Annotated in this window: 10 protein-coding genes; 6 read left to right on the forward strand and 4 right to left on the reverse strand. The window is 72.7% G+C overall.

Annotation, left to right across the window (positions count from 1 at the left end; genetic code table 11):
* Positions 1-49: 49 nt before the first annotated feature.
* From LDL49_RS05330 to LDL49_RS05340, 3 genes are read left to right on the forward strand one after another with little or no spacing between them, the layout of a single operon-like run.
* Complete coding sequence (locus LDL49_RS05330; RefSeq protein WP_225289750.1) at positions 50-1,804, forward strand: ABC transporter ATP-binding protein; 1,755 nt, start codon at positions 50-52, stop codon at positions 1,802-1,804.
* Positions 1,801-3,507, forward strand: a complete 1,707-nt coding sequence (locus LDL49_RS05335; RefSeq protein WP_225289751.1) for an ATP-binding cassette domain-containing protein — start codon at positions 1,801-1,803, stop codon at positions 3,505-3,507. The genes LDL49_RS05330 and LDL49_RS05335 overlap by 4 nt, the downstream gene beginning before the upstream one ends.
* Positions 3,504-5,501, forward strand: coding sequence for a prolyl oligopeptidase family serine peptidase (locus LDL49_RS05340; RefSeq protein WP_225289752.1), 1,998 nt, complete (start codon positions 3,504-3,506; stop codon positions 5,499-5,501). The genes LDL49_RS05335 and LDL49_RS05340 overlap by 4 nt, the downstream gene beginning before the upstream one ends.
* A 24-nt stretch (positions 5,502-5,525) precedes the next feature.
* Here LDL49_RS05340 and LDL49_RS05345 read toward each other — a convergent pair whose 3' ends face one another.
* The 3 genes from LDL49_RS05345 to LDL49_RS05355 form a co-directional block, all read right to left on the reverse strand.
* A complete protein-coding gene (locus tag LDL49_RS05345; RefSeq protein ID WP_308016075.1) occupies positions 5,526-6,143 on the reverse strand; it encodes a response regulator transcription factor in 618 nt (205 codons plus the stop codon).
* 102 nt (positions 6,144-6,245) lie between these two features.
* Complete coding sequence (locus tag LDL49_RS05350; RefSeq protein ID WP_225289754.1) at positions 6,246-7,283, reverse strand: zinc-dependent alcohol dehydrogenase family protein; 1,038 nt, start codon at positions 7,281-7,283, stop codon at positions 6,246-6,248.
* 1 nt (position 7,284) lies between these two features.
* Positions 7,285-8,115: a helix-turn-helix transcriptional regulator gene (locus LDL49_RS05355; RefSeq protein WP_225289755.1), complete on the reverse strand. Its 831-nt coding sequence runs from the start codon at positions 8,113-8,115 to the stop codon at positions 7,285-7,287.
* Between the two features lie 101 nt (positions 8,116-8,216).
* Here LDL49_RS05355 and LDL49_RS05360 point away from each other — a divergent pair, with 101 nt between their 5' ends.
* The 3 genes from LDL49_RS05360 (at position 8,217) to LDL49_RS05370 (ending at position 11,458) form a co-directional block, all read left to right on the forward strand.
* Positions 8,217-8,927, forward strand: coding sequence for an SDR family oxidoreductase (locus tag LDL49_RS05360; RefSeq protein ID WP_225289756.1), 711 nt, complete (start codon positions 8,217-8,219; stop codon positions 8,925-8,927).
* A 35-nt stretch (positions 8,928-8,962) separates the two neighbouring features.
* A complete protein-coding gene (locus LDL49_RS05365) occupies positions 8,963-10,360 on the forward strand; it encodes a glutamate-cysteine ligase family protein (RefSeq protein ID WP_225289757.1) in 1,398 nt (465 codons plus the stop codon).
* Between the two features lie 63 nt (positions 10,361-10,423).
* Complete coding sequence (locus LDL49_RS05370; RefSeq protein ID WP_225289758.1) at positions 10,424-11,458, forward strand: hypothetical protein; 1,035 nt, start codon at positions 10,424-10,426, stop codon at positions 11,456-11,458.
* 7 nt (positions 11,459-11,465) lie between these two features.
* On the opposite strand, the gene LDL49_RS05375 is transcribed toward LDL49_RS05370, so the two are convergent.
* Positions 11,466-12,182: a PaaX family transcriptional regulator C-terminal domain-containing protein gene (locus LDL49_RS05375; protein WP_225289759.1), complete on the reverse strand. Its 717-nt coding sequence runs from the start codon at positions 12,180-12,182 to the stop codon at positions 11,466-11,468.
* Positions 12,183-12,204 lie beyond the last annotated feature (22 nt).

Genomic DNA, 12,204 nt, shown 5'->3' on the forward strand with positions numbered 1-12,204 from the left:
CTCATGGCGGCGCGGGGATTGGTCTCTTGATGTCTGTCCATTGCGCCCTATGAAGGAGACGGTCGTGCGGGCCGGAGACCGGCTGGTGATGGACGCGGTACGGCGAAGCGGCCCATGGCCCGCCGTCCTCGCGGTCGCGGCGATCGGGGGCGCGGCCGCCGAGCTGGCATTGCCCTACGTGGTCGGCCGCACCGTCGACGGCTTCGTCTCCGCCCGGCCCGGGACCGCGTCCTGGCTGGCGGCCTGCGCGGTGATCGTGGCCGGGATCATGCTCTGCGAGAGCGCCGGGGTCTGGGCACGCGGCGCGAGCAGCGCGTACGCGGCCGCCCGGCTGCGCCTGTCGGTGCTGCGGCACGTCCTGGGCGTCGGCCCCGCCGCGACCCGCCGTTTCCCCGAAGGCGAGCTGGTCACCCGCGCCGGCCTGAACGCCGAGGAGGCCGGCCGGGCGCCCGAAGCCGTGACCGGCGCGCTGGCGCTGCTCGTCCCCACGCTCGGCGCGCTGGCGGCGCTCACGCTCATCGACCCCGTGCTGACCGCGACGCTGGTCGCCGGGATCGCGCTCATCCTGTTCGTCCTGCGGGCCTTCCTCCGGGCCACGACCACGATCGCGGGCGGCTACCAGGAGGTTCAGGGCGAGATCGCCGTCCGGCTGGTGGACGCGCTCGGCGGGGCCCGGACGATCGCCGCCGCCGGAACCGCCGACCGCGAGACGCGCCGGGTCCTGGCGCCCATGGACCGGCTGCGGGCCCACGGCATGGAGCTGTGGCGGGCGAACGCCTCGGCCGGCGTCCAGGCGGGCCTCATCGTGCCGCTGGTGGAGGTGGCCGTACTCGCCGTGGGCGGGCTCCGGCTGGCCGCCGGCGAGCTCACGATCGGCGAACTGTACGCGGCGGCCAGGTACGCGGTACTGGGCGCGGCACTGAGCACTTCGCTCGGCTACATCGGCGGCCTGGCCAGGGCACGCGCGGCGGCCGAGCGCGTCGCCGAGATCCTCGGCCTCCCCACCACCCGCTACGGCACCCGCCTCCTCCCGGCCACCCACCCGCCGGCCGGCACCTCCGCGGCACCCGCCGGGCGCGGCACCGTGGACTTCCGTGGGGTCACGATGCCCGGTCTGGCGGTGGACGAGCTGGTGATCCCCGCTGGGTCGGTCACGGCCGTGGTGGGGCGGTCGGGATCCGGCAAGTCACTGCTCGCCGCCCTGGCGGCCCGGCTGGCGGACCCCGCAGGGGGAACGGTGCTGCTCGACGGCGTGCCGCTGCCGGAGCTTGACCGCGCCGAGCTGAGACGGGCCATCGGGTACGCCTTCGAACGGCCGGTCCTGGTCGGCGACACCGTCGGCGCGGCCATCGGGCTCGGTGCGGATGGCCAAGGAGTCGTAGCGGCGGCGGCGACGGCGGCGTGCGCCGACGGGTTCATCCGCCGCCTGCCCGGCGGGTACGCGACCCCCATGGCCGACACCCCGCTCTCCGGCGGCGAACGGCAGCGGATCGGCCTGGCCAGGGCGTTCGCGCAAGGAGAGCGCCTGCTGGTGCTCGACGACGCCACCTCCAGCCTCGACACCGTCACCGAACGCCAGGTCGGCACCGCCCTCACCGCAGACCCCCGGGGGCGTACCCGGCTCATCGTGGCCCACCGGCTCACCACGGCGTCCCGCGCCGACCGGGTCGTCTGGCTGGAGGACGGCAGGGTGCTGGGCCACGCACCGCACCACGAACTGTGGGCGGACCCACGCTACCGAGCCGTCTTCCAGGGCCCCCAGGAACTCGGCGGGTCCGACGGACGCGGGGGAGACCTCTCATGAAGTCGCTGCTCTGGCAGGCGTTGCGGCGGCGGCCGTACGCGTTGCTGCGTCTCTGTCTGTGGTCGGTGCTGGAGGCGGCGCCCGCGTTCCTCATCGGGCACGCCGTCGCGCGCGCCATCGAGGACGGCTTCGCGGTGGGCCGCCCGGCCCTGGGGCTGGTCTGGCTGGCGGCGCTCGGCTGTGCGTGGCTGGTCGCCGCCGTCGCCGCCCGCCAGATCATTCTCGCCGTGGCGGCGGTCGCCGAGCCGTTCCGGGACGACCTGCTCGCTCACGTGGTCGGCGGAGCCATGCGCCGGGCCGCCCAGTCGGTGACCGCCCGCCCGGACACCGCCGCCGTCACCAGGGCCGGTCTCCAGGTGGAGCTGGCCAGGGACGCCTTCGCGGCGGTGGTCACCACCGTGCGCGGGTTCGCGTTCACCGTGGTGAGCGTGGTGCTGGGGCTGCTCACGCTGGCTCCGCAGGCGGCGGTGCTGGTGCTGCCGCCGTTCGTGGCCGGGCTGGGGCTGTTCCTGGTGTCCCTGCCGGCTCTGGCGCGGCGGCAGCGGGCGTTCCTGATGGCCGACGAACTGCTCGCCGAGTCGATGACCGGCATGGCCGGGGGCCTGCGCGACATCGTGGCCTGCGGGGCGGAGGACCGCGTGGGCGCGGCGCTGGCCGACCGGGTCGAGGCGCAGGCGTCGGCGGCGCGCGCTCTGGCCCGCGTGACCGCCGCGCGCACGATCGCGCTCGCCGTCGGCGCCTGGCTGCCCGTGGTGCTCCTCCTGACCGGTACCCCCTGGCTGCTCGGCGGCGGCATGGGCGCGGGGGTCGTCGTGGGCGCCCTGGCCTACGTCACCCAGTCGCTGGCCCCCGCCCTGAACGGCCTCGTCCACGGCCTCGGCGTCAGCGGCGTCAGCCTGGTGGCCACCCTCCGCCGCATCGCCACCTCCGGCCCCCCGGCCCCGCTCCAGACCTCGGCCCCGCTAGAGGCTCCCGAGGCTCTGGTGGCAGGGCCGGGGCGGGCAGGCGCGGGCGGCGTGCGGTTGAGGGGGGTCACGTTCGCGTACGGGCCGCACTCCGAGGCGGTGATCGACGGGCTCGATCTCGACATCCCCGAGGGCGACCACCTAGCGGTCGTCGGCCCGAGCGGTGCCGGCAAGTCCACCCTGGCGGCCCTGGTCAGCGGTCTTCTCCAGCCGGACAGCGGCGACGTCCGGATCGGCGGGGTGCCCGCCGCCGACGTGCCTCCCGCCGCGCGGGTGCTGATCCCCCAGGAGGCGTACGTCTTCCGCGGCTCGCTGCACGAGAACCTCACGTACCTGAGCGACGCACCACCCCACCAGGTGGAGGCCGCCGTCACCGCGCTCGGCGCCACCGGCCTGCTGGCGGGCCCTCCGGAGCTCGACCCCGGCTCCCTGTCCGCCGGGCAGCGTCAGATGATCGCCCTCGTACGCGCCTACCTGGCCTCGGCTCGCCTGGTCATCCTGGACGAGGCCACCTGCCATCTCGACCCCGCGGCAGAGGCACGGGTGGAGGCCGCGTTCGCCGAGCGCGGTGGCACGCTGATCGTCGTCGCCCACCGCCTCACCTCGGCCACGCGCGCCCGCCGCATCCTGCTCATGGACGCCGGTCAGGCCGTGGCCGGCACGCATGACGAGCTGGTGCGCATCTCACCCACATACGCTGACCTGGCCGGTCACTGGCAACCGGAGCCCGTGTCATGAAATATCCGGACGCAGAGCGTCTGTCACTCGTCGAGGAGCTGCACGGCCACCTCGTCACCGACCCCTACCGCCGGCTGGAGGACGCCACCCATCCGGCCACCCTCGCCTGGCAGGCCGAGCAGGACCGGCTCTGGCGGCACCACGCCGCCGGCCTCCCCCTCCGTGAGCACTTCCAGAAGCGCCTGACCGAGCTCAGCGTCACCGGGATGACCACCCCGCCGCTGTGGCGCGGCGAGCGGCGCTTCCACCTGTCCCAGTCCGCGGGCCAGGAGCATCCGGTGCTGTACCGCGACGACCGGGCGATCCTCGATCCCATGGAGCTCGACGACACCGGCCTCACCACGCTGGACGACTGGCAGCCCGACTGGGAGGGGCGCCTGCTGGCGTACCAGCTGTCGAGGAGCGGGGACGAGCGGGCGGACCTGTACGTCATGGACATCGACACCGGCGAGATCGTCGACGGCCCGATCGGCGGCTGCCGCTACTCACCGGTCGCCTGGCTGCCCGGTGGCAGGGAGTTCTTCTACGTCCGCTTCCACCAGGGCGTACACCTGCACCGGCGAGACGGCGACGTCCAGGTCTTCACGCGGGGCGCGCTCTCGTACGGCCTGCAGATCAGCGCGGACGGGCGCTGGCTGGTGATCTCCGCGGGCACCCCCGCCCGGAACGACCTCTACCTCGCCGACCTCTCCGCGGGCCCGCCCGAGCGCCTCGACCTGAAGGTGATCCAGGAAGGGGTGGCGGCGCGCGCCGCGGCGGCGATGGGCCCGGACGGCCGCCTGTACATCCTCACCGACCAGGACGCGCCCCGGCGCCGGCTCTGCGTCGCCGACCCGGCCACCCCCGCCGCGTGGGAGGAGCTCGTGCCCGAGGACCCCATGGCCGTACTGGGGACCTTCACGCTGCTCGACGGCGCCCGGCTGCTGATCTCCAGGATCCGCCACGCGGTCGGCGAGCTCGCGGTCCACGACGCCGCCACGGGGGAGCGCACCGGCAGCGTCCCGCTGCCCGGCAGCGGCTCCATCGCCTCGCTGACCTCGCGCCCCGGCGGCGGCCACGAGGCGTGGTTCGTCTACACGGACGCGGTCACCCCGGCGGAGGTCTGGCGCCACGACGCCCGCGAGGGGACGACGACCCTCTGGTCATCGGCCGCGGGCGGCGCGGCGGTGACGGGCTCGCGGGTCTCGCGGGTCTCGCGGGTGGAGAGCCACCACCTCGAGTACGACTCCGCCGACGGGACCCGGGTGCGCATGGTGGTCGTGGCGGGCCCGCACCCCGGCGGCCCCCGTCCGACGATCCTGACCGGTTACGGCGGGTTCGGGATGTCGCTCACCCCTGGGTACGCGGCCGACTCCCTGGCCTGGGTCGAGGCCGGCGGCGTCCTGGCCGTGGCCAACCTGCGCGGCGGCGGGGAGGAAGGCGAGGCGTGGCACCGCGACGGCATGCTTGAGCGCAAGCAGAACGTCTTCCAGGACTTCACCGCCGCCGCCGAGAAGCTGATCGCCGACGGGTGGACGACCCCCGGCCGGCTGGCCGTCTGGGGCGAGTCGAACGGCGGCCTGCTCGTGGGGGCCGCGATGACGCGGCGGCCGGAGCTGTTCGCGGCCGTCGTGTGTTCCGCGGGGCTGCTGGACATGGTCCGGTACGAACGGTCGGGGCTCGGGGCGGCCTGGACCGGTGAGTACGGCTCCGCCGACCTTCCCGAGCAGCTGGGCTGGCTGCTCGGCTACTCGCCCTACCATCACGTACGCCAGGGGATCGACTACCCGGCGACGCTGTTCACGGTCTCCGGCGCCGACTCGCGGGTGGATCCGATGCACGCGCGCAAGATGTGCGCGGCCCTGCAGTGGGCGACGGCGGGAGAGCGGCCGATCCTGCTGCGCCATGAGCGTGACGTCGGCCACGGGGCCAGGGCGGTCAGCAGGTCGATCGGCCTGGCCGCCGACGTGCTCGCCTTCGCCGCCGCCCACACCGGCCTGGAACCGATGCCCTGAGTCGCCGGTCCCAAGCGGGCAGGGTCAGATCCAGCCGGACTCGCGGGCGATGCGGATCGCGTCGATCCGGCTGCGCGCCCCCAGCTTCGCCGTACTGCGGTGGAGGTAATTTCGGACCGTTCCTTCCGCGAGGAACAGCGACGCGGCGATCTCCGACACCGTGGCCCCTTCGGCCGCGGCGCCGATCACGTCCAGCTCCCGCTCCGTCAGCGGCGCCTCCGGCGGGCTCATCGCGGCGATCGCCAGCTCCGAGTCGATGACCCGCTCCCCGGCGGCCACCCTGCGGATGGCGTCCCCGAGCCGGCCGGGTGGCGCGTCCTTGGCCATGAACCCCCGCACGTGCACGTCCAGGGCCCGCTTGAGCAGCCCGGGCGTGCCGACGCCGGTGAGGATGAGCACGCCGCACTCCGGCAGCTTGTCGTGCAGCTCGCCGGCGGCCTCCAGCCCGTCCTTGCCGGGCAGCGCGACGTCGAGCACGGCCACGTCGGGCCGGACCGTCTGGGCGACGTGGAGGATGCGATCACCCCGGTCGACCTCCGCGACGATCTCGATATCCTCCTCATAGGCCAGCAATGCCACGATCGCTCCTCGCACCAGATGCATGTCCTCAGCGAGCAAGGTTCGGATCACTGTTGTCCTCACGGTCAGCCAGCAAGCCTGTGAGCCTATAAGTCTGACGTATCCGGCATCCCCTGCAAAGCGGTCAGCGGCGTACCAAGCGGCCGGTCGGGCTCCTGGGCCCGGCTAGAGGGGGAAGCGCGGGGTGATCATCGTCACGCCGGGCACGCTGCCGATCGAGGACAGGGCCTTGCCCGCGTCGGCGAGCCCGATGGTCCGCGTGACGAGCTGGTCGGGGTGCAGGATCCCGGCCCTGATCATCTCCATCATCGGCGCGTAGTCGTGCGCGGCCATGCCGTGGCTGCCGAGCAGCCGCAGCTCGTGCCCGATCACCCGGTCCATCGGCACCGGGGTCGCGGCGCCGGGCAGCAGCCCGACCTGTACGTGCCGGCCGCGGCGGCGCAGGCTCTCGACGGAGGCCGCGCAGGTCTGGGGGCTGCCCAGCGCGTCGATCGACAGGTGCGCCCCGCCCCTGGTCAGCTCCCTGACCTGGGCGCCCGCGTCACCGGCCGAGCCGTCGACGAAGTGCGTGGCACCCGCCTGCTCGGCGAGCTGGAGCGCGTCGGTGTTGATGTCGACGGCCACCACGCGCGCCCCGGCGGCGGTGGCGATCATGATGGCGGACAGGCCGACCCCGCCGCAGCCGTGCACGGCCACCCACTCGCCCGGCCGCACCGCTCCCACCTGCGTGATGGCGCGGAAGGCGGTGGCGAAGCGGCAGCCGAGCCCGGCCGCGGTCACGTAGGCCATCTCCTCGGGGACCGGGATCAGGTTCACGTCGGCGTGGTCGATCGCCACGTATTCGGCGTAGGAGCCCCAGTGGGTGAAGCCCGGCTGGGTCTGCCGCTCGCACACCTGCTGCTGGCCGGCGGCGCAGGCCGTACAGGATCCGCAGGCGCAGACGAACGGGACGGTGATCCTGGCGCCGGGCAGCCAGCCGCGCACCTCGGCGCCGACCGCCTCCACGACGCCCGCGAGCTCGTGCCCCGGCACGTGGGGCAGGACGCGGATGTCGGGGTCGTGGCCCTGCCAGCCGTGCCAGTCGCTGCGGCACAGGCCCGTCGCCTCGACCCTGATCACCGCCCCGTGTGGCGCCGGCGACGGATCGGGCAGCTCGCGCAGGTCGAGCTCCCCACCGAACAGGTCAAACGCAACGGCTCGCATCTCATGAGCTTAGGGTCAACCGTCGCCACTTGCGCAAGGCTTGGTGCGAGGGTGAGCCCGGTTCGGTCGTGTAGATGACGATGCGCAAGTCCTCGCGGTCGGGCACGGCGAGGACCTGGCAGGTGACGTCGATGACGCCGATGTTCGGCAGGTCGACGCGCTTGGTGTTGCGCCGCCGGACCTCCACCTCGTGCCTGGCCCAGATCTCGGCGAATTCGGGGCTCAGCGCGAGCAGCTCCGCGACCAGCGCCTGGAGGCCCTGGTCGTCCGGGTAACGGCCCGCCGCGACGCGGAGGTCGGCCACGGACCCGCGGGCGAAGCGGCTCTTCTCCTCGTCCGCGAGGTGCGCGGCGATGTCGGAGGAGCGGAACAGCCAGCGGATGACGTTGAGGTCGTCGGGCGAGCGTGCGTCGAGATCGCCCATGACCATGCCGGCGAGCGGGTTCCAGGCGAGGATGTCGTACTTGGCGTCGACCACATAGGCGGGCACCTCCTCCAGGAAGGAGATGAGGTGCAGGATGGCCTCGGGCACGTCGGCCCTGATGCGCGGCGTCTCCAGCGCCTGGCCGGCCAGGTTGAACAGGTGGCCGCGCTCGTCCTGGCTGAGCATGAGCGCCCTGGCCAGCGCGTTGAGCACCTGGCGTGACGGATGGGGTCCACGTCCCTGCTCCAGCCGGATGTAGTAGTCGATCGACATGCCCGCGAGCTGCGCGACCTCCTGCCTGCGCAGGCCCGGCGTGCGCCGGCGCCCGGCCTCGGGCAGCGCCACGTCGCGGGGCGTGATGCGGGCGCGCCTGCTGCGGAGGAACTCGGCGAGTTTGTTGCGGTCCATCCCTCTATCTTCTGGCAGATCGTGGCTGCTTGGGTGGTACCGCCGATCCCAGCATAGGGAGGTCTCTCACGCTCCGGCCCGATCCGCGCGAGCGTTGAACCATGACGACAACAGCCCTCATCACAGGTGCCAACAAGGGAATCGGCTTCGAGATCGCGCGGCTGCTCGGCGAGCGCGGCGTCACCGCCATCGTGGGGGCGCGCGACGAGGAGCGCGGCCGGGCCGCCGCCGAGCGGATCGGCCAGCCGTACGTGCGGCTCGACGTGACCGACGCCGACAGCGTGCAGGCCGCCGCCAAGTGGATCGAGCAGGAGTACGGCAAGCTCGACATCCTGGTGAACAACGCGGGGGCCATGATCTGGGCGGAGGACCCGCGCCCCAGCGCCACCAGTGTCGACGACCTCAGGCAGGTGTACGAGACCAACGTGTTCGGCGTGGTCACCGTGACCAACGCGATGCTGCCCCTGCTGCGCCGGGCCGAGGCGGCCAGGATCGTGAACATGTCGAGCGAGCTCGGCTCCCTGTCCCTGGTGATGGACCCGGACGGCCGCCTCTGGGAGCGCAACTTCATGGGCTACAACTCCTCCAAGACCGCGCTCAACATGGTCACCGTCTCCTACGCCAAGGAGCTCTGGGACACCTCGATCAAGGTGAACGCCGTCACCCCGGGTTACTGCGCCACCGATCTCAACGGACACACCGGCCCGCGCACGCCGGAGCAGGGCGCGACGATCGCCGTACGGATGGCCACCCTCGGCGCCGACGGCCCGACCGGCGCCTTCTTGGATGAGGACGGCCCGCTGACGTGGTGAGGTGTGGAAGGGAGATGTCCGGACAGTAAGGAGGCATGGGACAAGATTTGGACAAAGAGCGGTTCTCCGAAGCGGAGTACGCCCGCTTCGGAGAGCGCCTCCACGAGCAGCTCGGCGTGCTGCGCGAGCTGCTCGGCAGGCCGGGCTTCGGCGAGGGGCCGACGACCATCGGCGCGGAGCTGGAGCTGTTCCTCATCGACGAGGCGGGCCGCCCGCTGCCGCGCAACGCCGAGGTGCGCGACGCGCTCGGCGACCCCCGCGTGGTCCTGGAGCTGGGCCGGTACAACCTGGAGGTCAACCTGACTCCGCTGCCGCTGGAGGGGCGGCCGTTCGAGCAGCTGGGCGCGGAGGTGCAGGAGACCCTGACGAGCGTGGACCAGGCGGTGGAGGGTGGCGGCGCGGTGCCCATCGGCATCCTGCCCACGTTGAGCGCCGACGATTTCACCAAGGAGGCGATCAGCGACCAGAACCGCTACCGGGCGATGAGCCGGGGGCTGCGGCGGCTGCGGCTGGAGCCGTTCTTGGTCAAGATCGACGACCTGGAGCTGGCGGTCGAGGACGTCATCCTGGAGAGCGCCAACACCTCGTGGCAGGTGCACATCCGCACGCCGCCGGACCGGTTCGCCCGGCTGTTCAACGCGGCGCAGCTGGCCACCGGGCCGGTGCTGGCGGCCTGCGGCAACTCGCCGTTCTTCCTCGGCCGGCAGCTGCGGGAGGAGACCAGGATCGCGTTGATGGAGGAGGCGGCCGACGATCGGGACCTGGAGCGGCGCTATCGGAAGGACGGCCGGGTCACGTTCGGGTCTGATTGGGTGCGTGAGGGGGCCTATGAGCTGTTCGAGCGGTACGTACGGGACTACGATCCGGTCCTGCCCGAGCTGACGGACACCACGGACCCGCTGGACGTGCCCGAGCTGCGGCTGCACCAGGGCACGATCTGGCACTGGAACCGGCCCGTCTACGACCCGTCCGACGGCGGCCACCTGCGGATCGAGATGCGCGCCCTGCCCGCAGGCCCGTCGTGCGCGGACATGGCGGCCAACACCGCCTTCCTCATCGGGCTGACAATGGCGCAGGCGGAACGGGATCTCACCGAGTTCGCGTTCGCCGAGGCGTACCAGAACTTCTACCGGGCCGCCATGCACGGGCTCGACGCCAAGCTGTCCTGGCCCGGCCGGGACGGCGAGTTCGCGGCCGCCGACCTGGTGCTCGAGCTGCTGCCCGAGGCCAGGGAGGGGCTGCTCGCGGCCGGGGTCACGCCCTCGGACGCCGACGGCGCGCTCGACGTCATCAGGCAGCGGACCCGGCTGCGCCGTACCGGAGCGGCGTGGCAGCGCGAAACGCTGGCCGAGTTCGGTGGCGACACCGAGCGGCTGGTGCGGCGTTATCGGGAGCTCGCCCTTTCCGGGCAACCCGTACATACCTGGAGTTAGCCGAACTATTCCGCCCGCCGATCCGTCGAATACACGAGACATCGACGGAAAGGCGGGGGAAGTATGGCTGCACCGGGAATGGTTCCGATCGACAAGACGCCCTTCACCTTACGCAGGGCTACGGGAACCTTGGCCGAGGGGGCGGCCAAGCTGGCCAGTGGCATCGGCGCCGTCTCGGTGGCGGCGGTGCTGGCCCACGCCAACCGGACCGGCGAGCGCAAGGGGGCGACGGGGGCGCTGGGCTCGATGAACCCCAGACCGGCCGACTGGTACGCCTTCGACGACAAGGACCAGGACACGACCGACTGGTATCCGCAGGGCCTGACCTGCGGCGAGGACTCCGGCTCGGCGGGGGTCCCGGTGTTCGTGGCCAGCTGGTACTTCAAGCCGTCGCCGCCCGTGGTCGAACGCGGGATCAGGGTGAGCTTCCTCAGCCCGCAGACGCTGAAGTACCAGCACGCGCTCCTCGTCGAGGCCAAGCCGGACGGGTCGTACGGGGCGATCAACATCCACGCGGGCGGCGTGGCCTGGCACGGCGACCTGCTCTACGTGGCCGACACGAGCAAGGGACTGCGGGTCTTCGACCTCAACCACCTGCTGGACCTGCGCACCGCCCAGAACGACCTGGGCGATCCGGCGCGGATCGGCCGCCAGGGCGGCAAGTACCACGCGTTCGGCTACCGCTACGTCATCCCGCAGAGCGACTCCTGGCGCCTCGCCACGACCGGCGCCCTCTTCTCGTTCGCCTCCATCGACCGCACCACCACGCCGCACACCCTCATCTGCGGCGAATACCACGAGAACGACCCCAACGGCCGCGTCGCCCGCTGGGACCTGGAGCTCAGCGACGGCGTGCCCAGGGACGCCTACGTCATGGGCCTGCCGAAGATCCAGGGCGCGCTCACCAGCGGCGGCAAGTGGTACATGAGCCAGGCGGCCGACGGCAACACCAACGGCAAGCTGCACGTCAGCACCGAGGGCAAGCTCGTCACCCGCCCCTATCCCATCGGGCCGGAGGACCTGACCGTGCAGGGCGGCAGGCTGTGGAGCGTCACCGAGTTCAGGCATAAGCGGATGATCTTCGGCGTCAATCTGTGAGGCGCTGTCAATCGTTGAGATGCTGGTACAGCAGTTCGCGGTAGTGGCGGTCGAAGTCGTCGTAGCGGGCGCGCAGCCGGGACCCCGGCCAGTCGCCGGGCAGCAACTCCTCGGGCAGCAGCGGGTCGGCCAGCAGGTGGCGTACCACCGCCGCCGACACCAGGAACCCCTCGGTCAGGCCCTCGGCCCGGTCGAGCGCGCTCTCCAGCCGGCGCGCCTCGCCCGCCCAGCCGTCGAGGTCCCACAGCAGCGGCGTGGGGTCGTCGCGCGGGCGGCCGTCGATCAGCGTGCACTGCGCGGTGACGCTCTCCGGCCACTGCCGCAGCAGGTTGGCCGGGCGCAGCCAGGTGCCCTCACGGAGCTCGGCCAGGCGCAGCGCGGTCATCGTGTGCCGGAAGGCGGCCCGGTCGGCCGGGGCGCGGCGCTCGGCCGTCACGACCGCGATCTCCCAGGTGCCGTCCCACGGCCTGGTGTGCGGGTCGCGGCTCTCGTCCTGCCTGCCCTGACGCTCGATGAGGCGGTCCGACAGCGTGTAGCGGCCGCTGGACTGGACCAGGTCGCCCGCGGCGACCATGCGTGACAGCGCCACGCGCACGGTCCCCTCGGCGATGCCGAACAGCGCGCCGATGCGCACCAGGTGGCGGGCGGCCAGCCGGGGCGGATGGCTGCCGAGCAGCGCGCTCAGCACGGCCGACCTCGCACTGAGATTGTTACGCTCTTCCATCGCGTGTCGAGTATATGTAATG

It is taken from the genome of Nonomuraea aurantiaca, from assembly GCF_020215705.1.
GTDB lineage: Bacteria > Actinomycetota > Actinomycetes > Streptosporangiales > Streptosporangiaceae > Nonomuraea > Nonomuraea aurantiaca.

Excerpts from the sequence above, each read along its gene's own strand:
- LDL49_RS05370 (WP_225289758.1), top strand. The coding sequence starts at position 10,424 with ATGGCTGCACCGGGAATGGTTCCGATCGACAAGACGCCCTTCACCTTA.
- LDL49_RS05375 (WP_225289759.1), bottom strand. The coding sequence starts at position 12,182 with ATGGAAGAGCGTAACAATCTCAGTGCGAGGTCGGCCGTGCTGAGCGCG.
- LDL49_RS05360 (WP_225289756.1), top strand. The coding sequence starts at position 8,217 with ATGACGACAACAGCCCTCATCACAGGTGCCAACAAGGGAATCGGCTTC.
- LDL49_RS05340 (WP_225289752.1), top strand. The coding sequence starts at position 3,504 with ATGAAATATCCGGACGCAGAGCGTCTGTCACTCGTCGAGGAGCTGCAC.
- LDL49_RS05355 (WP_225289755.1), bottom strand. The coding sequence starts at position 8,115 with ATGGACCGCAACAAACTCGCCGAGTTCCTCCGCAGCAGGCGCGCCCGC.
- LDL49_RS05335 (WP_225289751.1), top strand. The coding sequence starts at position 1,801 with ATGAAGTCGCTGCTCTGGCAGGCGTTGCGGCGGCGGCCGTACGCGTTG.
- LDL49_RS05330 (WP_225289750.1), top strand. The coding sequence starts at position 50 with ATGAAGGAGACGGTCGTGCGGGCCGGAGACCGGCTGGTGATGGACGCG.
- LDL49_RS05350 (WP_225289754.1), bottom strand. The coding sequence starts at position 7,283 with ATGCGAGCCGTTGCGTTTGACCTGTTCGGTGGGGAGCTCGACCTGCGC.
- LDL49_RS05365 (WP_225289757.1), top strand. The coding sequence starts at position 8,963 with ATGGGACAAGATTTGGACAAAGAGCGGTTCTCCGAAGCGGAGTACGCC.